20 protein-coding genes are annotated in these 24,234 nt (G+C 35.2%); 16 read left to right on the top strand and 4 right to left on the bottom strand.

The window, feature by feature from the left end:
* Window positions 1-2 precede the first annotated feature (2 nt).
* Both E0F89_RS01480 and E0F89_RS01485 read left to right on the top strand, forming a co-directional pair.
* Window positions 3-383: a TraR/DksA family transcriptional regulator gene (locus E0F89_RS01480; RefSeq protein WP_131908094.1), complete on the top strand. Its 381-nt coding sequence runs from the start codon at window positions 3-5 to the stop codon at window positions 381-383.
* A gap of 86 nt (window positions 384-469) precedes the next feature.
* Window positions 470-1,066, top strand: coding sequence for a lipoprotein signal peptidase (locus tag E0F89_RS01485; RefSeq protein ID WP_131908095.1), 597 nt, complete (start codon window positions 470-472; stop codon window positions 1,064-1,066).
* 65 nt (window positions 1,067-1,131) lie between these two features.
* Here the strand turns inward: E0F89_RS01485 and E0F89_RS01490 are convergent, their stop codons facing one another.
* From E0F89_RS01490 to E0F89_RS01500, 3 genes are read right to left on the bottom strand one after another with little or no spacing between them, the layout of a single operon-like run.
* A complete protein-coding gene (locus tag E0F89_RS01490; protein WP_131908096.1) occupies window positions 1,132-1,335 on the bottom strand; it encodes a hypothetical protein in 204 nt (67 codons plus the stop codon).
* Window positions 1,336-1,377: 42 nt separating this feature from the next.
* The gene (locus E0F89_RS01495; protein WP_131908097.1) at window positions 1,378-1,941 is read right to left on the bottom strand and encodes a 5-formyltetrahydrofolate cyclo-ligase; all 564 of its coding nucleotides are present in this window, start codon (window positions 1,939-1,941) and stop codon (window positions 1,378-1,380) included.
* A gap of 60 nt (window positions 1,942-2,001) precedes the next feature.
* Complete coding sequence (locus E0F89_RS01500) at window positions 2,002-2,985, bottom strand: succinylglutamate desuccinylase/aspartoacylase family protein (protein ID WP_131908098.1); 984 nt, start codon at window positions 2,983-2,985, stop codon at window positions 2,002-2,004.
* Window positions 2,986-3,112: 127 nt separating this feature from the next.
* Between E0F89_RS01500 and uvrC the strand changes: the two genes are divergently transcribed.
* The 12 genes from uvrC to E0F89_RS01560 all read left to right on the top strand — a co-directional run bounded on the left by uvrC (window position 3,113) and on the right by E0F89_RS01560 (window position 20,121).
* Window positions 3,113-4,912 carry an excinuclease ABC subunit UvrC gene (gene uvrC, locus E0F89_RS01505; protein ID WP_131908099.1) on the top strand — a complete coding sequence of 600 codons (1,800 nt, stop codon included), beginning with the start codon at window positions 3,113-3,115 and terminating at the stop codon, window positions 4,910-4,912.
* Between the two features lie 74 nt (window positions 4,913-4,986).
* Window positions 4,987-7,182 carry a patatin-like phospholipase family protein gene (locus E0F89_RS01510; protein WP_131908100.1) on the top strand — a complete coding sequence of 732 codons (2,196 nt, stop codon included), beginning with the start codon at window positions 4,987-4,989 and terminating at the stop codon, window positions 7,180-7,182.
* Window positions 7,183-7,370: 188 nt separating this feature from the next.
* Window positions 7,371-8,528 (top strand): homogentisate 1,2-dioxygenase, encoded by a 1,158-nt coding sequence (locus E0F89_RS01515; protein ID WP_131908101.1) that lies wholly within the window; start codon window positions 7,371-7,373, stop codon window positions 8,526-8,528.
* 234 nt (window positions 8,529-8,762) lie between these two features.
* Entirely contained in the window at window positions 8,763-9,923 is a 1,161-nt protein-coding gene (gene hppD / locus E0F89_RS01520; RefSeq protein ID WP_131908102.1) for a 4-hydroxyphenylpyruvate dioxygenase, read from the top strand.
* Between the two features lie 290 nt (window positions 9,924-10,213).
* Window positions 10,214-10,981 (top strand): DUF3108 domain-containing protein, encoded by a 768-nt coding sequence (locus E0F89_RS01525; protein ID WP_131908103.1) that lies wholly within the window; start codon window positions 10,214-10,216, stop codon window positions 10,979-10,981.
* A gap of 2 nt (window positions 10,982-10,983) precedes the next feature.
* On the top strand, window positions 10,984-11,919 hold the full coding sequence (locus tag E0F89_RS01530; RefSeq protein WP_131908104.1) for a tryptophan 2,3-dioxygenase family protein: 936 nt from the start codon (window positions 10,984-10,986) through the stop codon (window positions 11,917-11,919).
* A 22-nt stretch (window positions 11,920-11,941) separates the two neighbouring features.
* The gene (locus tag E0F89_RS01535) at window positions 11,942-13,162 is read left to right on the top strand and encodes a M23 family metallopeptidase (RefSeq protein WP_131908105.1); all 1,221 of its coding nucleotides are present in this window, start codon (window positions 11,942-11,944) and stop codon (window positions 13,160-13,162) included.
* Between the two features lie 182 nt (window positions 13,163-13,344).
* The gene (gene pgi / locus E0F89_RS01540) at window positions 13,345-14,988 is read left to right on the top strand and encodes a glucose-6-phosphate isomerase (protein ID WP_131908106.1); all 1,644 of its coding nucleotides are present in this window, start codon (window positions 13,345-13,347) and stop codon (window positions 14,986-14,988) included.
* Between the two features lie 376 nt (window positions 14,989-15,364).
* Complete coding sequence (locus tag E0F89_RS01545; protein ID WP_131908107.1) at window positions 15,365-18,607, top strand: TonB-dependent receptor; 3,243 nt, start codon at window positions 15,365-15,367, stop codon at window positions 18,605-18,607.
* Between the two features lie 82 nt (window positions 18,608-18,689).
* The gene (locus E0F89_RS01550) at window positions 18,690-19,010 is read left to right on the top strand and encodes a hypothetical protein (RefSeq protein WP_243699454.1); all 321 of its coding nucleotides are present in this window, start codon (window positions 18,690-18,692) and stop codon (window positions 19,008-19,010) included.
* 96 nt (window positions 19,011-19,106) lie between these two features.
* Window positions 19,107-19,541 carry a hypothetical protein gene (locus E0F89_RS01555; protein ID WP_131908108.1) on the top strand — a complete coding sequence of 145 codons (435 nt, stop codon included), beginning with the start codon at window positions 19,107-19,109 and terminating at the stop codon, window positions 19,539-19,541.
* Between the two features lie 82 nt (window positions 19,542-19,623).
* Entirely contained in the window at window positions 19,624-20,121 is a 498-nt protein-coding gene (locus E0F89_RS01560; RefSeq protein WP_131908109.1) for a septal ring lytic transglycosylase RlpA family protein, read from the top strand.
* 2 nt (window positions 20,122-20,123) lie between these two features.
* On the opposite strand, the gene E0F89_RS01565 is transcribed toward E0F89_RS01560, so the two are convergent.
* Window positions 20,124-20,591 carry a CYTH domain-containing protein gene (locus E0F89_RS01565; RefSeq protein ID WP_131908110.1) on the bottom strand — a complete coding sequence of 156 codons (468 nt, stop codon included), beginning with the start codon at window positions 20,589-20,591 and terminating at the stop codon, window positions 20,124-20,126.
* A 397-nt stretch (window positions 20,592-20,988) separates the two neighbouring features.
* On the opposite strand from E0F89_RS01565, the gene E0F89_RS01570 reads away from it, so the two are divergent.
* Both E0F89_RS01570 and dinB read left to right on the top strand, forming a co-directional pair.
* A complete protein-coding gene (locus E0F89_RS01570; protein WP_131908111.1) occupies window positions 20,989-23,079 on the top strand; it encodes a recombinase in 2,091 nt (696 codons plus the stop codon).
* A 50-nt stretch (window positions 23,080-23,129) separates the two neighbouring features.
* Window positions 23,130-24,212, top strand: a complete 1,083-nt coding sequence (gene dinB, locus E0F89_RS01575; protein WP_131908112.1) for a DNA polymerase IV — start codon at window positions 23,130-23,132, stop codon at window positions 24,210-24,212.
* Window positions 24,213-24,234: the final 22 nt, after the last annotated feature.

The following is a 24,234-nucleotide window of genomic DNA, read 5'->3' on the forward strand; positions in this document are numbered from 1 at the left end:
ATATGGTAAATGAAGCCACAAGATACTCTGACGCAGATTTAGCAGAGTTCAAAGAGATAATACTTAATAAAATTCATAAAGCGCAAGCCGATTTAGATTTGATTAAAAGTGCGTACATGAATGATTTGAATAACGGAACTGATGACACGTCACCAACCTTCAAAGCATTCGAAGAGGGAAGCGAAAGCATGTCTAAAGAAGCAAACTCTCAACTGGCAATACGTCAGGAGAAGTTTATTCGTGATTTGAAAAATGCACTCTTCCGAGTAGAAAATAAAACGTACGGTGTGTGTAAAGTTACAGGCAAATTAATTGGGAAAGAAAGATTAAAAATCGTTCCTCATGCAACAATGAGTATTGAAGCTAAAAACTTGCAACGATAAAACCTCTTGTTAAACAAGATTTAACGCTCCATTGGGAGCGTTTTTTTTGATTAAATTGTTATTTTTGCGCCACTAAAATTTATAAAATGTCATTACGAAAAGCATATCTCCTTATTTTTATCCTATTAATCATCGATCAGGCTTCGAAAATATACATTAAAACTAATTTCATTTTAGGAGAAGAAGTTGAAGTGTTCAAATGGTTTAAAATTCTGTTCATTGAAAATGAGGGAATGGCTTGGGGAGTTCAAATTCCCGGAGCTTATGGAAAATTGATTTTGACTCTTTTCAGAATTGTTGCCGTTGGCGGAATTGGCTACTGGTTGTGGGATTCCGTTAGAAAAAACAGTTCAAACTACTTGATTGTTGCGATTTCATTAATTCTTGTCGGCGCTTTTGGGAACATCATAGATTCTGTTTTTTACGGCGTTATTTTTGACGACAGTCAGCAGCACTTAGCTACTTTGTTTTCGGATCAACCTTATGGAACTTGGTTTCACGGAAAAGTAGTCGATATGTTATACTTTCCTTTTTGGCACGGAAATCTACCAAGTTGGTTACCAATTTGGGGCGGAAATGAATTTACTTTTTTCAACGCAATATTCAACGTTGCTGATATGGCGATTTCTACAGGAGTTGGAATCTTGATTTTTTTCAATAAAAAAGCATTTCATCAGGATTAGATTCAAAGTTTTTCACAATATAAAAAAAGACCTGTTCATGATTTTGAACAGGTCTTTTTATTTTATTATTTTTTATTGTGTCCTGGTGCATAGCGTTTGGCACTTTTTCCACCATATATTTTTTTTGCTTGTCCGGGCGGGAGTTTTTTAGCCTTATAGGTTGTTCTGTTCGAACTCGTTCCCACACCTACACTACAATTCGATAGTGAAATGGCAAAAAGAATGACCATGACAGATACCACGAATCTTGAATTTTTAAATGTTGTCATAACTAATTAGATTTATTCCGTCGCGAAAGTACGAATTCCAAATTAAAAAGAGTGAACTGAATCAGGTGTCACGCAAAAATCCAGTTTTACATCCCCTTCAAAAATATCAGTGATCAATTCTTCGGGTTCAAAGAAAGAAAGCCCAATTTTGACTACATCCGGTTTGCATTGTGTCAGAAAATCATCGTAAAATCCTTTTCCATAACCAACACGATGCCCCTTTTTGTCAAAAGTTAAAAGCGGAACAACAACAACATCAATTTTATTGGAGGGCACTTCGATACCGTCTACAGGTTCCGGAATGTTATACTTATTTTTCTTGATTACAGTGTTATCAGTCAACAGGAAATGAGTCATTTTTTGAGTCATAAAATCGACTTTGGAAATAATAATGTCCTTGTCTTTGCCAGATAAAATGTGAAGAATAAATTCAGTATTGACTTCTTTATGTTCGGTGATGGGAAGAAAAATATGGAAATAGGTTTTCTCCCAAATAGGAAGTGTCAGTATTTTATTGGCAATAGCCAAACTCATTTCGTCAATTTCAGTTTCGGAAAGAGAATTTCGTAGCGCTTTATATTTGGTTCTTAATTCTGTTTTTTTCATTTCAACGGTTTTAATTCGAATGCTCAGAAAATGGAAGTTTAATTGTATGGGTATTTTATTTTATTCCGATTCCTCTCCGACAGTATTTGACATATGATAAATGGCATCGCCTTCATAAACTATAGGGGAAAGATTGGCATTTATGACGTAACCATCATTCGGGGCTTTGATTTTTCGCTCAAATTTCCCATAAGGATCTGTTATAGTGGCGAGGACCGAACCTTTTTTCAGAAATGTGCCAATGGTGTTATAATCGTGCAACAAGCCAGAACATTTGGCTCTGACCCAGCCGGATTTTTCAATATAAATTGTTGGTGTTTTTTGTTGAATTACATTGTGTGTCGGATCCAACATATCAAGATGTGAAAGCAAACGTTTTACTCCGTTTACTCCTTCCTCCGCGATTGCGTTATTGATGTTAAGTGATTTACCTCCTTCAAAAAGCAGCATTTTCACATTCATCTTTTCACTTGAATTTCTAAAAGAACCCAAAATATTTTTGGAATACAAAGTAAATGGTGCATTGAACACATCGGCCAAAATCTTTAATTCCTCATTGTTGTGTGCAATACGAATTTGTGCTGCGTTGAAACGGCTCGCCCCTCCAGCATGAAAATCCACTGCATATTGTACAAGTGGCATGATTTCAGTTAAAATATGAAAAGCGAATCTGCTGGCCAGGGAACCTGTTTTGCTTCCCGGAAAAACGCGGTTTAAATCCCGCCCATCAGGAAATTCTCTGGATTTATTAACAAATCCGTATACGTTTATTATGGGAATGCAAATAATGGTTCCTCTTTTTGGTGTGTTTATTTTTTTGCGGATAATCTGCCGAACGATTTCGACACCATTAATTTCATCGCCATGGATTCCTGCACAGAAAAGTACAATTGGACCCTCTATTTTTGACCGTTTTATAATTACAGGAATGTTTAATTTTGTGGTGGTGTGTAATCGCGCAATTTCCACATTAATGGTTTTACTTTCACCAGGAAAAATGCTTTCGCCAAAAATTACTATTGGTATAGTATCATGTTTTGTCATAAGTTCTTAAAACGATAAAAATAATATAATAACGAATTAGAAGCTTGCAATTTTGATAAAACTTTCACCAGAAATATTTCAAGAGTATAGATTTGTATTTCGGGATTTTACAGATTAACTTTGTTACATGAATCCAACCACTTTAGTACTACAAATACAAACTTTGCCAGATGGCCCCGGCGTCTATCAGTATTACGATAAAGAAGGGAAAATTTTATATGTGGGTAAAGCCAAAAATTTAAAAAAAAGGGTTGCTTCTTATTTTAATAAAATTCACGATACGGCTAAAACCAATGTGCTGGTTAAGAAAATTGTGACCATAAGGCACATTGTGGTTCCTACTGAAACAGATGCCCTCTTGCTGGAAAATAATCTGATTAAAACCTTGCAGCCGCGTTACAATGTATTGTTGCGGGATGATAAAACTTATCCTTGGATCTGTATTAAGAAAGAACCTTTTTCACGCATTTTTGCGACTCGAAGAATGGTAAAAGACGGCTCTGAATATTTTGGGCCATACACCAGTTTCAAAACGGTGAGTACTATTTTAGAACTCATCAAAGAGTTATATCCCCTGAGAACCTGCAATTATGATTTAAGTAAAAGCAATATTGAAAGCGGCAAATTCAAGGTTTGTCTCGAATATCATATTGGCAACTGCATGGGACCTTGTGAAGGTCACGAAACCTTAGAAAATTACCAAAAGCAAGTTGATGCCATTCGCGAAATTTTGAAAGGGAATTTCAAGGAGAGCATGAAAGATTTCAAACGGGTGATGACGAATCTTGCCGCTGATATGCATTTTGAAGAAGCGCAAAAAATCAAAGAGAAAATAGAAGTTTTGGAGAATTACCAATCACGATCCACAATTGTAAACCCAAAGATTACAAATATTGACGTATTTTCGATCGTTTCTGATGAAACGGCTGCGTTTGTAAACTTCCTCCAAATTTCTCACGGTTCCATTATTCGTTCGCACACGATGGAAATCAAAAAGAAATTGGACGAAACTGATGAAGAATTATTAGAATTGGCGATTATCGAAATGAGAGAGCGTTTTCAATTGTTGTCTCGAGAAGTTATCGTTCCTTTTCATGTGGATCTGGGCGAAAACATCAAAATTACCATACCGCAGCTTGGAGACAAAAAGCAGATTTTAGATCTATCGATTCGGAACGCTAAATTTTACAGAATTGAACAGCTTAAACAATTGCAAATTGTTGATCCGGAGCGCCACAGCAAAAGAATCATGGCGCAAATGCAAAAAGATCTTCGATTGCCGGTTGAACCGCGACATATCGAATGTTTTGATAATTCGAATATCCAAGGGACAAATCCTGTTGCGGCTTGTGTTGTTTTTAAAGACGGCAAGCCAAGCAAAAAAGATTACCGACATTTTAATATAAAAACGGTTGAAGGTCCGGATGATTTTGCCTCGATGACCGAAGTGGTTTACAGAAGATACAAACGATTGCTGGACGAAAACGAACCGCTACCGAATTTAATTATAATTGATGGTGGAAAAGGACAGTTATCAGCGGCACTTAAAAGTCTCGATGAATTAGATCTGCGTGGAAAAATAGCAATAATTGGCATTGCCAAAAGACTGGAAGAGCTGTTTTATCCGGGAGATTCGATTCCGCTATATTTAGATAAAAAATCGGAAACCTTAAAAGTAATCCAGCAATTGCGAAATGAAGCGCATCGTTTTGGAATTACGCATCATAGAGATCAAAGGAGCAAAGCGGCGCTGAATTCCTCCATCGAAAGCATTCCCGGGATTGGAGAAAAAACCATGTTGACCTTGATTCAGCATTTTAAAAGTGTTAAAAGATTAAAATTAGCGTCAGAAAAGGAAATTTCGGATGTTATAGGGATCTCTAAAGCCAAAAAAATTACCGAATTTTACAAAGCAATAAAAGAATGACTAATTTAGATTAGAGAAATTTAGGCAAACAATAGTTGCTCGCGCTAAATTCTAGTATTATCAAACTGCTGATTATGAAGAAAATATCACTATTACTCATTATTTTGGCTAGTCTGACAGTTTTTTCGCAAGAGCAAAAAAAACCTAAAATCGGGTTGGTGCTAAGTGGAGGCGGAGCAAAAGGATTTGCGCATATCGGTGTTTTGAAAGTGCTGGAGGAAGCAGGTGTAAAAATTGATTTTATAGGCGGAACCAGCATGGGAGCAGTTGTCGGAGGTCTTTATGCCTCAGGATATAATGCTGCGCAAATTGATTCAATTTTTCAGTCTACAGATTTTAATCAGTTATTAAATGATTTTATTCCCAGGACTTCCAAGAATTTTTACGAAAAAAGAAATGACGAATTATATGCGTTAGTTTTACCGTTTAATAAATTTAAAATAGGTATTCCGGAAGCCTTATCCTCCGGAATATACAATTACAATTTGTTAAGCAGGCTAACCAGAAACGTCAGACATATCAAAGATTTTAACGAGCTCCCAATTCCATTTTTATGTATTGGTACCAATATTGAAACGGGTAAAGAAGTACTCTTGAACAAAGGAAATCTGGCTCAGGCTATCATTGCCAGTTCCGCATTTCCTTCATTATTTGCCCCTGTCGAAATTGATGGGAAACTCCTTGTTGATGGTGGTGTTGTTAATAATTATCCTATTGAAGAGGTGCGAAAATTGGGCGCAGATATTATAATAGGAGTTGACGTCCAAAATGATTTATTGGACAGAACCAAGCTAAAAGACGCAACTAGGATTTTGGTGCAAATCACTAATCTTAAATCAAGGGAGTTAATGAAGCAAAACATAGAAAACACCGACGTTTATATAAAACCGGATGTGAGAAACTATGGTGTTATATCATTTGATAAAGGAAATGAAATTATCAGAAAAGGGGAAGAGGCGACATTTGCTGTATATGAAAAAGTAAAAGTGCTCGCAGATCAATCCGCTCCCTATCGAAAACCTAAATTAAAGGTTGTAAGTGACAGTTTGCAAATCAGAAATATAAACAACAATGAACTGACTAATTACACCAGAGATTATGTTATCAGTAAATTAAGATTCAAACCCGGGACAAAAACATCGTACAGTGATTTACTTAAAGGGATAAATAACCTAACTGCAACTGAAAATTTTAGTACCATTTCCTATTCGTTTGAACCAAATGAAGAGGAGGTTGACCTAAATATTAGTTTAAAAGAAAACCCGATAAAAACGTATTTGAAATTCGGATTACATTATGACAACTTGTTTAAAAGTGGCGTTTTAATAAATCTCACCCGTAAAAAAACGTTGTTTAAAAACGACATTGCTTCACTGGATATCGTTTTAGGAGATAATATTAGGTACAATTTAGATTATTACATAGAGAATGGATTTAATTTGAGTTTTGGTTTCAAATCTCAATTCAATCAATTTAATAGAAATGTTTCTAAAGAAATAAGCAGTTTGCAATTAAGTCCTGGCATAAATACATTTAATGTTGACTTTAGCGACATGACGAATCAGGCTTATTTCCAGTCTTTATTTGTACAGAAATTTTTAATAGGTGGAGGTGTGGAATTAAAATTTTTAAAAATAAAATCGGAAACTTTAGCCAATGCAGACCCAGTAATTGACAAAAGTAATTATACGAGTCTTTTTGGTTACATGAAATTTGACTCTTTTGATAATAAATATTTCCCAAAAAAAGGCTGGTATTTCTCTGGGGATATTCAGTCGTATCTGCTGTCATCAAATTATACAGGAGATTTTAAACCATTCTCAATAGCCAAAGGTGATTTTGGTATTGCCGCATCATTGTTTAAAAACGCTACGATAAAAGTTCAAACCGATGCGGGCTTTTCATTTGGAAATAAAAGTGTGCCGTTCTTTAATTTTATTTTGGGAGGTTATGGGTTTAATCCCATTAATAATTTCAAATATTTCTACGGTTATGACTTTCTAAGCATCGGTGCCAACAGTTACATAAAATCTACAGCAACTCTTGATTATGAGTTTTACAAGAAGAACCACCTCAATTTTTCAGCAAATTTTGCCAATATAGGAGATGATATTTTTCAAACATTGGACTGGATTTCAATACCTAAATATTCAGGTTACGCAGTAGGATATGGCATGGAAACGGTAATTGGACCCATAGAAATAAAATATTCCTGGTCGCCGGAAACTCCCAAAGGACATACTTGGTTTAGTGTTGGGTTTATATTTTAATTATAATTTATTTCAATAATAATTCCGATATTTGTTATTATGAAAACAACTTGGAGCGGTTTATTAGGATATCTGCAATTTCTTATTAAAAGAAATCCGGAATAGATTGCATTTTTTTGATTTAATTAAATAAGTTTAGTTCTGTAAAACTTTAAACTTTATAACGTTAACTTTTAAGCAAAAAAATCATGCCTTTATATCATAAATTGGGAAATTTTCCCCAAAAAAGACACACACAATTCGAAAAGCCAAATGGCGGTTTATATTACGAACAACTATTCGGAACTGAAGGTTTTAATGGCCATTCCTCATTGCTGTATCATGTTCATAGACCAACCCAAATAAAAGAGATAACCAAATCGTATTCGGTTGAACCAAAAATTGCCATTGGGAAAAATATAAAATCTTTGTTATTGAAAGGTTTTGAGTTAAAACCCGAAGATGATTTCTTGGACAGCCGCAAAGCCATGTTGGTCAATAAAGATTGTATCATAGGACTCGCTGCGCCACGTCAATCTTTACGCAATTATTTCTATAAAAATGCCGATGCTGATGAAATGATCTTCATCCATAAAGGAAAAGGAAAACTGCGTACCATGATGGGAAATATTCCTTTCGAATATGGTGATTATTTGATTATTCCACGTGGAATGATTTACCAAATTGATTTTGAAACATCAGAAAACAGACTTTTCTATGTCGAATCATTTGCGCCTTTTTATACTCCAAAACGCTATAAAAACGAATCAGGTCAACATTTAGAACATTCACCATTTTGCGAGCGCGACTTTATTTTGCCAAACGAACTAGAAACTCACGATGAAAAAGGCGATTTCCTGATCAAAATCAAAAAAGAAGGAATGATGCATGAGATCGTTTATGCTACGCACCCTTTTGATATAGTAGGTTGGGACGGTTACAATTTTCCTTATGGGTTTAGCATTCACAATTTTGAGCCCATTACAGGCCGCGTTCATCAACCGCCACCAGTGCATCAAACTTTTGAAACTTCGACTTTTGTCGTTTGTTCTTTCGTTCCAAGGTTGTACGATTATCACCCAAAATCCATACCGGCGCCATACAATCACAGTAATATTGATAGTGATGAGGTTTTGTATTATGTAGACGGGGATTTTATGAGCCGCAATAATATCGAGCAAGGTCACATTACATTGCACCCAAAAGGTATTCCACACGGACCGGCGCCAGGTGCGATGGAACGCAGCATTGGTCATACTGAAACACACGAATTGGCGGTTATGGTCGATACCTTTCGCCCGTTAATGGTCACCGAAGAAGCCATGGGGTTGGATGATGGTCAGTACTATAAATCTTGGGTAGAATAAGTCATTGCGAAGAACGAAGCAATCGCACTTATCTAGAATAATAAGGAGCTATTTCCTGCTGTGCGCTATATCTTTTCCTGGCTAAAGAAGCCAGAAAAAGGATGCCGCTTTCATCAGGGCTAATGCTTTAGAGTAAACAACAACATATTTTAAATTAATAAATCCGTGTAAATCAGTTTTATCCGCTTCATCCGCGTTCCAAAACTAGAAGTACCGAATCAAAAAATAAATACCATGTCAAAAGAACTTAAATCAGTAGAATACGGCCTAGAAAAAATATTTGAAGGAGCGCAAGATTTCCTTCCTTTATTAGGAACCGATTATGTAGAATTTTACGTAGGAAACGCAAAACAATCCGCACATTATTATAAAACGGCCTTTGGTTACCAATCATTGGCGTATGCAGGATTAGAAACAGGTGTTAGAGACAGAACGTCATATGTGTTGAAACAAGATAAGATTCGAATTGTATTGACCACGCCATTAACGCAGGATTCGCCAATACACGAACATTTGAGAAAACACGGTGACGGGGTGAAAGTGGCTGCACTTTGGGTTGAAGATGCTACAAGCGCTTACGAAGAAACCATGAAACGTGGGGCGCGCTCTTTTATGGAACCAACAGTAGAGAAAGATGAATTTGGAGAAGTAGTACGTTCCGGAATTTACACCTACGGGGAAACAGTTCATATTTTTGTAGAACGAAAAAATTATAGTGGTGTATTCTTACCAGGATATAAAGAATGGAAATCCGATTACAATCCGGAGCCGACAGGATTAAAATACATCGATCACATGGTGGGGAATGTAGGTTGGAACGAAATGAATACTTGGGTTAAGTTCTACGAAGAAGTCATGGGATTTGTGAATTTCCTTTCTTTTGATGACAAACAAATCAATACAGAATATTCAGCCTTGATGAGTAAAGTGATGTCGAATGGAAACGGAAGAATCAAATTCCCAATCAACGAGCCTGCTGAAGGAAAGAAAAAATCACAAATCGAGGAATATCTGGACTTTTATGGCGGACCAGGAATTCAGCATATCGCGATAGCAACCGATGATATTATCAAAACGGTATCGCAACTCAAAGCTAGAGGAATCGAGTTTTTATCTGCACCTCCGCATACGTATTATGAAGCTATACCAGAGCGATTGGGCGATCACATGAAAATGATGAAAGAGGATTTGAATGAAATCGAGAAACTAGCCATTATGGTTGATGCTGATGAAGAAGGATATTTGTTACAGATCTTCACAAAGCCAGTGCAAGACAGACCAACCTTATTTTTTGAAATTATTCAAAGAATGGGCGCAAAAGGTTTTGGTGCGGGTAATTTTAAAGCGCTATTTGAGTCAATTGAAAGAGAGCAGGCATTGCGAGGAACGCTGTAAAAAAGTCATATTTTTATGTTATGTGAAATTTTAACCAACGAACTACCTATTTTTTTGCGTAATTTGTGTTAAAGTGTATCTTTTGTAAAAAATACTGGGTTTGTTGACTACCTTTGCACTCGCAAAACAGAAAGGGGTGGTTTCCTTTCTGGATTTATATAAATTTCATAGTTTATAGTTTTTGGTTAGTTAATAGCATAAAAACTCAGTCATTATTTGACTGAGTTTTTTTGTTTTAATATATTTGGAACAAATTTTGTACTTACGGTCAATAAAATGACAAATAAGCAATGAAAAAAATACTTTTACTACTATTATTCATCACAACAGTAAGTTTTGATTCCCCTAACGAGGATTCTTACGGTGTGGGAGAATGGTTCAAATTCAGGATTCATTACGGCATTGTCAATGCGGGTTATGCTACACTCGAAGTCAAAGATGCCGTTCTAAATAATAAAAAAAGCTTTCATGTGGTGGGAAAAGGATATACGGTAGGAATGTCCCGTTTTTTCTTTAAAGTAGATGATTTATACGAAAGCTACATTGATAAGGATACCGGAAATCCATACCAGTTCGTGCGTAAAATTAACGAAGGCGGTTACACCAAAAATCAAGAAGGTTTCTTTAATCAAGCAACAAACCGAGTTGTTGTAAAGGATTATAAACACAAGACGGAAAAAACATTATACATTCCAAAAAACACGCAAGATATTTTATCCGCATTTTACTATTTAAGGAATCATCCTAATATTGATAAGTTAAAAATTGGCGAATCTGTGGCAATTGATATGTTTTTTGATGATGAAACTACTAAATTCAAGCTAAAATTCATTGGGCGAGAAAATATTACTACTAAATTTGGCGTTGTTTCAGCAATGATTTTTAGACCTTTGGTGCAATCGGGACGAGTTTTTAAAGAACAAGAAAGCCTAACGGTATGGATTTCGGATGATGGCAATAAATTGCCTCTGCGGATAAAAGCCAGTTTGGCAGTTGGATCAATCAAGGCCGATTTAGATGCCTACAGGGGTTTAAAAAATCCTTTTAAAACAAAATAATAATGAGTAATAACGACAGGTCAGAAACTATTTTAAAAGAAATTGAGCTTAAATACCAAGCCATAAATCAAAAAACAGAGACCCAGTTAGAAGGCTTGTTATGGTCAAAGCCAATCACCTATTGGGATTATATACAGACAGACGCGTTACTAAATCTGCAAATACAAAGAACTACGCTTCCGGATGAAATGGTTTTTATCATGTACCATCAGGTAAACGAACTGCTTTTTAAAATGATATTATGGGAAATGAAGCAAATTTCCTATCGTGAAGATATAAATACGGTATTTTTCACGGAAAGGTTAATGAGAATCAGTCGCTATTTTGATATGTTGACCACGTCTTTCAGTATTATGGGAGATGGAATGGAAGTGGAGCAGTACATGAAGTTTAGAAATACATTGACTCCTGCAAGCGGTTTCCAAAGCGCGCAATATCGCTTAATTGAATTCTCTTCGACGGATCTGATCAATCTAATTGATCACCGTTACAGGGATACGATTGATAGAAATACTTCTTATGATTTTGCCTTGGAACATCTATATTGGCAAGCAGCCGGAAAAGATTATCACACTGGCGAAAAATCATTTTTACTGGATGAGTTTGAAAAAAAATATAAGAAATTGTTCCTCAATCATATGGAAGAGTACAATACGATTAATATTTGGCAAAAATTTAAACAATTGCCGGATTCAGATCAAAAAAATCCAGAACTCATTCAAGCGATGCGTCATTATGATTATACTGTGAATATTACATGGGTAATGCAACATTTGAATACCGCAAAAAAATATATAGACCAAAGCGGAAAAGGCGACGGCGAAGCTACAGGCGGAAGTGACTGGAAAAAATACATGCACCCAAAATACCAAAGAAGAATTTTCTTCCCGGAATTATGGAGTAGTCATGAGTTAGAAAATTGGGGCGTAGAAATGTAGATTGAAAAAAAAAAAATAAGGTTTGAAACAAATATTTTTAGTTTTAATAGTAATTTTTTCTTTGGTTTCCTGTACCAAAAAGGAGAAAATAGTTGAGGAAAAAGTAGTGAAACTTGTTCCTAAAAAAAGTGAATTTGGGTTTATTTATGCTGATTTTAATGTTGTACATGACACGATAAAAAAAGGAGACACTTTTGGAACCATCATTGATCATCAAAGTATTGGAAAGCGAAAAGTATTTGACATAATTGCTAAGGTAAAAGATTCTTTTGACGTCAGAACTATTAGACTCAACAAACCGTACACGCTGCTTCGTTCTAAAAACAAAAAGCACGATTTAGAGGTTTTCATTTACCAGCCGGATGCATTGAATTATTATGTAATTGATATGCGTGATACAGCTGTGGTTGTTTATAAAAAAACCAAACCGCTTACAATCAAAAGACGAACTATTGGCGGAGTTTTAAAAGGATCGTTATCCGAAACCTTAGGAAACGCTAAGATAGAAGGAGCACTGGCAAGCAAAATATCAAAAATCTATGCCTATTCTATAGATTTTATGAAACTCAAAAAAGGGGACCGTTTTGCCATTTCATTTACAGAACGCTATATAAATGACACGGTTTATGACGGTGTGGAAGATCTGGAAGCTGCTTTTTTTGAATACAAAGGGAAAATTATTTATGCATTTCCTTTTGCACAAAATCCATCGTCAGATAAAATCGAATATTATGATGAACAAGGAAAAACTCTTAAAAATTTCTTTCTTAAATCACCGATAAAATTTAGCAGAATTTCATCCCGGTTTTCCTCCAGCCGATTTCATCCCGTCCAACACAGATGGAAAGCGCACAAAGGCACTGATTATGCAGCGCCACGTGGAACACCTATCACCGCCACGGCAGGAGGAGTTGTAGAGCAAAGTGGTTTTACCGCAGGAAATGGAAATTTTGTAAAAGTGAAACACAATGGAACTTATTCCACACAGTACCTGCACATGTCAAAAATATTGGTAAGACGCGGACAACGTGTCAATCAGGGACAAGTTATTGGTCGTGTTGGAAGCACCGGCTTAGCAACGGGACCACATGTTTGCTATAGATTTTGGAAAAACGGTAGACAAGTAGATGCTTTGCGACTAAAGTTGCCTTACGGAGAATCAATGAGTGGCAATAATAAAAGTCGCTTTTTGAAAATTATTACGCCATTAAAATTTGAATTAGACAGTATCGCTAATTTATAAACCAACAATTGTAGGTTGAGCTGCCGTTTATTATTGAAAGAATGGAACATCTATATGTCCTTTTCAGGGCTTCACATTTTCTTGGTGTTATCGATAAATTATGATATGCATCAAAACTCATTTTCCATTAAAACTAATTTGAGTATTTTTGCCCAAATTTTAACGATACAACAAATTCTTATATGGCTTTAAATACTATAAACCCAACACAAACAAACGCTTGGAAGAAACTCGAAACACATTACAACGAAATGCAAAAAGCGTCTATGCCAGAGCTATTTCAAATGGATAGTGAAAGAACTGTCAAATTCAATTTTAAATGGAATGATTTCTTAATTGATTATTCTAAAAATATTATTAATAAGGAAACGATTGAATTACTGATAGAATTGGCGGATGAAGTTGGGTTGAAAAGTGCTATTACTGATTATTTTGACGGTGTAATTATCAATCAAACCGAAAACAGGGCCGTATTGCATACGGCGCTGCGTGCCAAGGAATCAGCAACAGTTACTGTTGGCGGAATAAATGTTGTGCCTGAAATTTATGATGTAAAGCAGAAAATTAAAATATTCACAAACGAAGTTGTTACTGGCGAAAGAAAAGGTTTTACAGGAAAAAAATTTACAGATATTGTTAATATAGGTATCGGAGGCTCTGATTTAGGTCCGGCTATGGTTGTGGAGGCTTTGCAATTTTACAAAAATCATTTGAAAGTTCATTTTGTTTCCAATGTGGATGGAGATCATGTGAATGAAATCATCAATAAATTAAATCCTGAAACTACCCTTTTTGTAATTGTTTCCAAAACATTTACTACTCAGGAAACGCTGACTAATTCCGAGACCATCAGAAAATGGTTTTTAGAATCAGCAACTCAAGAAGATGTTGCCAAACATTTTGTTGCAGTTTCTACCAATATTCAAAAAGTTACAGAGTTTGGGATAAATCCAGATAATGTTTTTCCAATGTGGGATTGGGTTGGTGGAAGATTTTCTTTGTGGAGCGCTGTTGGACTTACGATAAGTTTGGCCGTTGGATACGATAATTTTGATGAGTTGCTGAAAGGGGCAAATGAAATGGATGACCATTTTAAAACAGCTGACTTCGATAAAAATATGCCTGTAGTTTTGGCATTGTTAAGTATCTGGTACAATAATTTTTTTGGTGCCGAGAGCGAAGCTTTGATACCCTATACACAATATCTACAAAAACTAGCACCTTACCTGCAGCAAGGAATTATGGAAAGCAACGGTAAAAGCGTGGGCCGTGACGGGAAACCAGTGAACTACCAAACAGGAACTATTATATGGGGTGAGCCAGGAAGTAATGCGCAACATGCTTTTTTTCAATTGATGCATCAAGGGACGAAATTGATTCCGGCTGATTTTATTGGGTTTGTCAATCCTTTATTTGGGGATAATGATCATCATGATAAATTAATGTCCAATTTTTTTGCACAAACCGAAGCGTTAATGCACGGAAAATCCAAACAACAGGTTCAGGCGGAATTTGATAAGCAAGGACTTGCGGGCGAGAAAGCAGCATTCCTTTTACCTTTTAAAGTCTTTACGGGAAATAAACCTACTAATACTATTTTAATCCAAAAACTGATACCAAAAACCTTGGGTTCATTGATTGCGCTGTATGAGCATAAGATTTTCGTACAAGGAGTGATCTGGAATATTTTCAGTTTCGATCAATGGGGTGTAGAGTTAGGAAAACAATTGGCAAATTCTATTTTAGAGGAAATTGATACTAAAACAGTCAAAAATCATGACAGCTCTACAACCTTTTTATTGAATCATTATCTAATGAATAAGTAGTGTCAATTATGAAACTAATTTTTATTATTTTATAAGTTTCATGTAATTGGTATTTTTGGCGCCATTTTTTAGAACTATGTATAATTGAAAAGGCCTGATTTTATTTAAATCAGGCCTTTTTTTCGTGTAATTTGCTCATTTATAGAACTAATTTTAAATTAATATTAATTTCTTTAGATTGATAATTAAGTAAAAAATACGAATAAATCAGCAAAAAGTGTTTTTTGTTGTGAAAAACGCTGAATTTTAATAAATAAAAGAAAGGAATTATTTTAGGGAAAATTTCCGTAATAAAATATTTGCTATTCTTAATGTTGTGTTAACTTTCTAAAACAAAAATGTTATATTTTTGCCAAATATTAATAAACTAAACAATATGAAAAAATTATTAAAGTTGATTTTTGTACTAGCGGTATTATTCTACGCTAACTCTGACATTTATGCGCAGGGTAACACTACTTCTTCTATCAGCGGAACTGTTTATGATAAGGATTCTCAAACCTTACCAGGGGCGTCTATTCTTGCTGTACACACTCCATCAGGTACTCGTTATTCTGCATCTACAGATGGTACTGGTAGTTTTAGTGTTTCAAATATGAGAGTTGGTGGGCCATACAAAGTCACCATAACTTATGTTGGTTTTTCAAATTATGAAGAAAATGGTATTTATCTTCAATTAGGGGAAAACAAAACTTTCAAGGTTACTTTGGCTGAGGAGTCAAATTTATTACAAGAAGTTGTAGTGACAACTTCAAGAGACAACACTTTCAATTCTCAAAGAACTGGAGCTCAAACGGTAATTAATTCTGAAAAAATACAAGCATTGCCATCTTTGTCCAGAAACATTTCTGACTTTGCCAGATTAACACCTCAAGCACAAATTAGAGGAGATGATCAATTATCTATTGGTGGACAAAACAACAGATTCAATGCAATCTATATTGATGGTGCTGTGAGTAATGACGTTTTTGGATTAGCTGCAAACGGAACAAATGGAGGTCAAACAGGAGTAAGTCCTATCTCTATTGACGCTATTGAGCAATTTCAAGTGAGTGTTGCGCCTTATGATGTAAAACTATCCGGTTTTGCTGGTGGTGCAATTAGTGCAATTACACGTTCAGGAACAAATAATTTTGAAGGATCTGCTTATTTTTTATATAGAGACGAAAATTTGGCTGCCAAAACACCTCCTTCTTTAGCAGGTGCAAACGGGAGACAAAAGTTAGCTGATTTCACGGCACAAACTTATGGAGTTCGTGCAGGTGGATCAATAATAAAAGACAAGTTGTTCTATTTCATTAACTATGAAAAACAAGATAATGAAACACCACAACCGTTTGATTTTGCTAATTACACAGGAACTTCTACAGCAGCTCAAATAGATGCTTTAAGAGCTAAATTAGCCACTTATGGATATGATCCAGGTTCTTTTAATAATAACGTAAGAACTTTGGTGAGTGATAAATTAATTGGTAAAATTGACTGGAATATCAACGATAATCATAAATTATCTTTGAAACACAGTTACGTGGAAGCAGCGAACTTTTCACCGAGTCGTTCTTCTGCAACTGCAATCAGTTTCATCAATGGTAGTCAATTGTTTAATTCTACAACTAATTCAACTGCATTGGAGTTGAATTCAAGATTTGGAAATAAATTTTCAAATAATTTAGTTGTTGCTTACACAAGTGTAGTTGATGACAGAGATGCATCAGGAGATCCTTTTCCATCAGTGCAGATTTTTGATGGTGCAAATCAAAGTATTTTCTTTGGAGCAGAAGCATTTTCAACAGCAAATCTTTTGGATCAAAAAGTATTGACAATTTCTGATAATTTTGAAATCAACTTAGGTAGAAACAAAATTACTATTGGTACACATAATGAGTTTTCACAATCTTTAAATGTGTTTTTTGGAAACAATTTTGGGTCTTACAGATATGCTAACTTAGATGCTTTCTTAAATGATGGAAAACCTAACCGATACCTATTGAACTACTCGTTAGTAGGTGGAAGTGGAGATGAGTCTCAAGGAGCTGCTGAATTTGGTACAAAACAGTTTGGTTTTTATGTTCAAAATGACATGAGATTAACTGATAATTTCAAAATCACTTATGGACTTAGAATGGACATGCCAATTTGGGAAGATGGTCTTACCAATGCTGACTTTAATGTAAGAACTATTGGCTTGTTAGAAGCTGCAGGTAAAGATTTAAAAGGAGCAAGAGTTGGTGAAGGTATCTCAAATTATGCTCATTTTGCACCACGTTTAGGATTCAATTATGATGTAAACGGTAAAAAATCTACTCAAATGAGAGGTGGTTTAGGAGTGTTTACCTCTAGATTGCCATTAGTATGGCCAGGTGGTACTTACAATAATAATGGAGTAACACAAGGTGCAATTCAAATTACATCTGCGGCTCAAATGCCTGTATTTAACCCTAATCCAAGTGTTGATAGTCAACTGGAGCCATTGCCTGCTACATTCCCAAGACCAGGTTCAGGACGTACTGGTGGTAATATTGACTTGTTTGCTAAAGATTTCAAATTGCCACAAGTATTCAAAGCAAGTTTTGCAGTGGATCAAAAATTACCTTTAGGTTTTGTTTTGACATCTGAGATTACTTATAATGACAATATCAGTGCAATCAAATATGAAAACTTAAACATTCGTAATTCAACAACTAATTTAACAGGAGCTGATACAAGACCTCGTTATAATGGAAACGCAAGAGTTGATAATTCGTATTTAGGAGTTTATTTAGCATCTAACACAGATGAAGGGAAAGCATATAATGTTGCTTTCACCTTAGCTAAAAACTACAGATCTGAGTTTATTGATGCTAACATTTCTGGAACGTACTCTTATGGTAAATCTACTGTTTTAGTAGATGCTACTTCATCACAAAACAGTTCTCAGTGGAATTTCACTGAAACAGTAAACGGAGCAAATCGCCCTTCACTTTCAAGATCTGATTTTGATCAAGGACAAAGAATTATCTCTAACGGTAATGTTACTTTGAAATGGAACAAATTCACAAAATCTAGAATTGGATTTTTCTACGAAGGTGCTGAAGGTACTCCTATCAGTTATGTATACAATGACGCTGGTCGTTTGTTACAGGATACTTTTCAAAATTCAGCTTTAATCTATGTTCCTGCTGCTAAATCTGAAATTAATTTAGTAAGTACTCCTAATGGTTTAACTGCTGATCAGCAATGGGACGCATTGAGTGCATTCATTGACAGTAATGAATACTTAAGAAGCAGAAAAGGTGATTATGCTGAGCGTAACGGAGATCGTTTAAAAACTACTCATATTGTAGATTTAAAATTCGCTCAAGAATTTATTATCAATGTTGGTAATAAGAAACATACACTTGAATTTACTGCAGATATTTTTAACTTCACAAATCTTTTGAATAAAGATTGGGGAAAAAGATATTTCACTGGAAACGACCAAGTTCAATTGCTTCAACAAGTTAACTTCTTAGCTGATGGAACAACTCCAACATTTAGATTTAATCCTGCTGTAGCTAATAGTGTTAACCAAATTGATGATGTAGGTTTGAACTCATCAAGATGGCAAATGCAAACTGGTGTTCGTTACACGTTCAACTAGTTTAGCTTAAAATATTGCAAACCCTCATTTCAATTTGAAATGAGGGTTTTTTTATGCTGAAAGAATTGGTGGCGTTTTGCCTATGTTACATAGATTAGATTTATCCGCAACTCGAGATTTTTATCTAATTACAGCTGGTAAAAAGAGCAATTTCCAATTCAGAGCTGATATCTTAAATTTTACAAATTTCATCAATAAAGATTGGGGTGTTACACAAAGAGTTACAAATGCGAATGTTTTGAATTACAGAACAACAACTACGAATGTGCCGTTTTTCCAATTAGCAACTCAAGTAGAGGCTGACGGAAGTAGAGTTTTAATTAAAGATACTTTCCAGAAAAATACTTCCACTTTTGATGTTTGGCAAGCGCAATTTACACTTAGATATATTTTTGGTAAATAAGAGTATTTTAAGTATTTGGATATTTAAAACCACGTTGAAAAACGTGGTTTTTTTTATGCCTTTTTTTCTTATATTTGTCAAACAAAAACATCAATTATGTACGAATTTATTCAAAAATTTCATTCCGGTTGGGCTTATTTAGCGCTTTTAGTATTAGTGGTTGCAGTCGTTAATTCCTTAATAGGACTGTCCTCCAAAAAAGAATTTACATCAAAAGACAGAAAGATTGCATTGTTTGCTTTAATCGCTATTCACATTCAATTATTAGTTGGTATTATTTTATATTTTATCTCGCCAAATGGATTAAATATGATAAAAGCCGTAGGAATGGGTGGATTAACAACTGAGAGTAGGTTGTTGGCATTAGAGCATCCGCTGATAAATATTATAGCTATAGTTTTAATAACTATAGGTTGGTCTAAGCATAAAAAATTAGTTTCCGGTGAATCTAAATTTAAAACCTTTTCGATCTTTTATGGTTTAGGATTAGTACTGATATTAAGTAGAATTCCATGGAAAATTTGGTTTTAAAAAATCAAAAAAAGCTCTAGAAATAGAGCTTTTTCTATCTAGGTATGGTTTTTGAGAAATAAATTCAACTAATACAATATTTATGAAAAGATCACTTACTATATTTTTTTTGTTGGCAATTATTGGCTTAGTCAGTAGTCAAATTTCAAGTACTGCCAGACAAAAAGCTTCCGCCCAAAAGGTTTTAATGCAAAAGGATTCCATCAAAAAGAGTAAAATCCTAGCCCAAATTCAGGAAAAAAAGATAGATTCTTTGGTTGGAACACTTGCAGTTTTCAAACCATATAAAAAAGAGGCGCACGCTTCGTATTATGCAGATAAATTTAACGGAAGAAGAACAACAAGTGGCGTAAAATTTTACAACAATAAATATACAGCTGCGCATAAAAAACTTCCTTTCGGAACAAAAGTAAGAGTGACCAACGAACGAAATGGAAAATGGGTAATTGTTGAAATTAATGACCGAGGACCTTTTGTTAAATCCAGAGAAATTGACCTTTCAAAACGAGCGTATATGGACATTACCTCTAATAAAGGAAGCGGAGGGATGACTGTCACCATCGAGATAATGGAAAAGTAAAGCTACCATTTTTTGAAAGGAGTAATGTTCAAACTCGCGTTGTAATACCTTGTGTCGCCAGTTACTTCTTCGCCAAGCCATTGCGGTTTTTCAAAAGGTTCCGTTTCCGAGTGTAGCTCTATTTCGGCAACAATCAATCCTTCATTATCGCCATAAAACTCATCGACTTCAAATACGTGAGGACCGCTTTTGACCTCAAAACGCATTTTATCGATCATTCCTTTTTCGCACAAATGCAAAAGTGATTCGGCTTCAGCAACAGGAATTTCTTTCTCCCACTCAAATCGGGACATTCCGGCATCATCTGAAATCCCTTTTACGGTAATAAATCCTTTGTCTCCTTTGATGCGAATTCGAACCGATCGTTCTGCCAGGGAGCATAAGTAGCCCTGCGCAATATGGTTTTTTGCAAATGCTTCTTTCTTGAACGAATCATCTTTAACCAAAAATTTTCTTTCTATTTCAATCATTTGCAGTTCATTTAATAAATTTATGGAGCCATCTCCAGCTATACGTTTCAATTTCTCCCTCGTAAAACTTTTTTTCTATTTTAAAAAAGGAGCTTCTTGGGTCGCTCTTTTTTAATAGAAAAAATAGTTCTACTCCGGCGAAGATTTCCACTGCTATCTGGGCTAGTCCGAATTCCAAAGATATCACTATTTTACCAATGGGATTTCGTATCTTTTCAATAGGGTTTCGAAAGCAATTTTTATCAATTAATATTGTTCGCAATAGGAAATGAAGTTGCATAAGAAGCAGCAATCCAGTTATACCAGTGTTTTTGCTTTTGAAAACAATTATTTTATTAATAAGTTATAGCATGTTGTTTGACCGAGTTGTATTTTTACAGAAATTGAAAGTAAGGTAATGAAGTTATTTTATAAAGCAAAACCAAAACCGACCGCAGCCGGACTTATAAACGAGTTTTTTGGTGAAGCGCAATCGTGGCGAGAAGCAAATGATAGTTTAGAGCCATTAGTTGAATTAATTCGATTGATCAGACCTTTGAAAAACGCTAAGGTGGAAACAGTGGACTTACAGGAAATTATTTCTTTTTTGAAAGAGAATTATGCCTGTCGGAAGCAGCTTTCGATTTATCTTAAAGAAATTTTAAAAGACAGAAAATTTAATAAAATCCTTTCCGATGCCGCCATTATGCAGGATGTGGATTTTATTTTTGAAGTAAAAAAAAGAATTTTCGCCAAGTTTTTACCCTACCAGCCACAAATAGATACATTAGAATATGTGCTTAACCAGGTTTTCTATTTAGCAACTGATACGATATGGATCAACAAGATTCCATTCCATCAATTGCAGGAATTACACAGTCTACTGAAATTTGCATCTATTTATGAAAGTACCGAATATAATTCTGCTTTGTCAGAATTATTGTTTGCAATGTATTTAATCACCCAACGTATTAGTGGACGAGCCATGGAAACCGACGTGATCAAAATGGTGCCGGAATTTGATGATTATGAAAGTCCATTTTCAGCTTTTGAAAAAGAACTATACCAAATTGAAGAAAAAATAAAAGGCTCTAATACTCATTTTATTACTTCAGATGATCTGTCCTATTCGCAGTTATTAGTTTTGTACAAGCAATGTGAAGATTTTGTGGATCAAGCATTTCATAACAGTTCAAAGTATGGAATTTCACTTCGGGTAAATCAAAATTTATTGAAAATCAGGCAGCAGTTAGAACGGTTAAAACACTTAATTCCGTTATTGATTGTAGATAAAGAAAGCCAAAAGAAAAGCAATGTTATTATATTGGCGCTGCAGTTGATCAAGTACAATTGCTACAAAAATAATGTTAGAAAATTTATTAGTGAAAGTACACAATTGATTTCGTACGAAATCACGCAACATACGGCTAAAACGGGAGAACAATATATTACAGAAGGCCGCAGTGAATATTTTAAAATGTTTAAAACCGCATTGGGTGGTGGCTTTATCGTAGGGATTTTGTGTGTTATTAAAGTTTTGCTATCTAAGGCTGACACCAGTTTTTTTGGACATGCTTTCCTTTACAGTATGAACTACGCTATTGGTTTTATTACTATTTATCTGCTCGGTTTTACGCTTGCGACGAAACAACCTGCTATGACGGCTTCGGCTTTGATAAAAGCATTGGAAGAAGGAGTAATAAAACAAGGCAAGGAGGCCGAAAAATACAAAGCTTTTGCTATTCTTTTTGCGCGTGTATTTCGTTCTCAATTTATCGCCTTTGTTGGCAATGTGATTATGGCCTTTCCGGTTTCATTACTTGGAATTTGGCTTATTGATTATTTTTTTCAATACAATATTACCGCAACCAACTGGGAAAAATTACTTATAGATCTTAGTCCTATTCATTCATTGGCAATTTTTCACGCGGCTATTGCAGGGGTTTTTCTGTTTTTATCAGGAATAATTTCCGGGAGTGTTGCCAACAGAGATAAACACAACCAGGTTTATTTTAGAATCACCGAGCATCCTTTTCTAAAAAGGAATTTAGGAAAATCTAAAACTTTGAAACTGGCAAAATTGTATGATAAAAGATGGGCTGGTATTATTTCAAATTTTTGGTTCGGGATTTTCATGGGTAGTACGGCATCGATTGGGTTGTTTTTGGGATTAAATCTCGATATCCGACACATCACTTTTGGAAGCGGAAATTTGGCTTTAGCATTGTATGGAGCAAATTACATGGTGAGTAATTCAATGTTGTTTTGGGGTATTTTTGGAGTTGGGGTCATAGGATTGGTTAACTTTATGGTGAGTTTTAGTCTTTCACTAGGACTGGCATTTCGCTCCCGAGCTATTTCTTTATTTGAATTGCGATTCGTTACCAGCTCGATATGGAATCATTTCAAATCAAGACCGATTAGTTTCTTTTTTCCAACAGAAAAGAAAAGTAAATCAGTTGTAGTTGAAAATTATCTGCACGTTGAAGAGAAACCGGAAAAACTGTAATTTGGTTTGAACGTTGTGAAAATTAGCAGGCAGATGCAATTTATTTTAAGATGCAGGAAATAATTTCCCATAGAAAAATTATACACGTTGATATGGATGCGTTCTATGCGTCGGTCGAGCAGATGGATAATCCATTGTTGCGTGGCAAACCTATTGCGGTTGGAGGATCGGAAAATCGTGGTGTGGTGGCAGCCGCAAGTTATGAGGCCAGGAAATTTGGTGTCCGAAGTGCTTTAAGTGGAGTTTTGGCCAAAAAAAACTGTCCGGATCTTATTTTTGTAAAACCACGTTTTGACCGCTACAAGGAAATTTCGAGTAAAATTCAGAAAATATTTTATGATTATACCGATATGGTGGAGCCATTGTCGCTTGATGAAGCATATTTAGATGTCACCAACAATAAAAAAGGGAATCCGAGCGCAACTTTATTGGCACAGGAAATAAGACAACGAATTTTTAATGAAGTGGGTTTAACAGCATCGGCTGGAATATCGGTCAATAAGTTTGTAGCTAAAATTGCCAGTGATTACAATAAACCCAACGGACAAAAAACGATAAATCCAGATGAAGTAATTTCATTCTTGGAACAGCTGGCCATTCGAAAATTTCATGGTATTGGAAAAGTGACTACTGAAAAAATGTATCAATTGGGCATTTTTACCGGACTGGAATTAAAAAGTAAATCAATAGAGTTTTTGCAGAAGCACTTTGGAAAAGCCGGAAACTTCTATTATAATGTAGTTAGAGGAATTCACAGCAGTGAAGTGAAATCAGATAGGATCACAAAATCAGTAGCCGCGGAACACACTTTTGATGTTAATCTTTCTTCCGAAATTTTCATGATAGAGAAATTGGAAAACATTGCAATTGCATTGGAAAAAAGGTTGAAACGATACAAGGTTGCCGGCAAAACAATCACATTAAAAATAAAGTACAGTGACTTCACACAGAAGACCCGAAGTAAAACGCTGCCTTATTTTACTTCAGATAGAGGGATGATTTTAGAAATCGTCAAGGAATTATTATATCAGGAGCGCCTGAAAGATTCCGTGCGCTTATTGGGTATTTCAATTAGTAATTTAAATACGGAGGAGAAGAAGTTTGTGGTAGTTCAGCTGAAATTTGATTTTTGATTTGTCATCCGTTGCGTTCAAC

Source organism: Flavobacterium caseinilyticum, assembly GCF_004349085.1.
Lineage (GTDB): Bacteria > Bacteroidota > Bacteroidia > Flavobacteriales > Flavobacteriaceae > Flavobacterium > Flavobacterium caseinilyticum.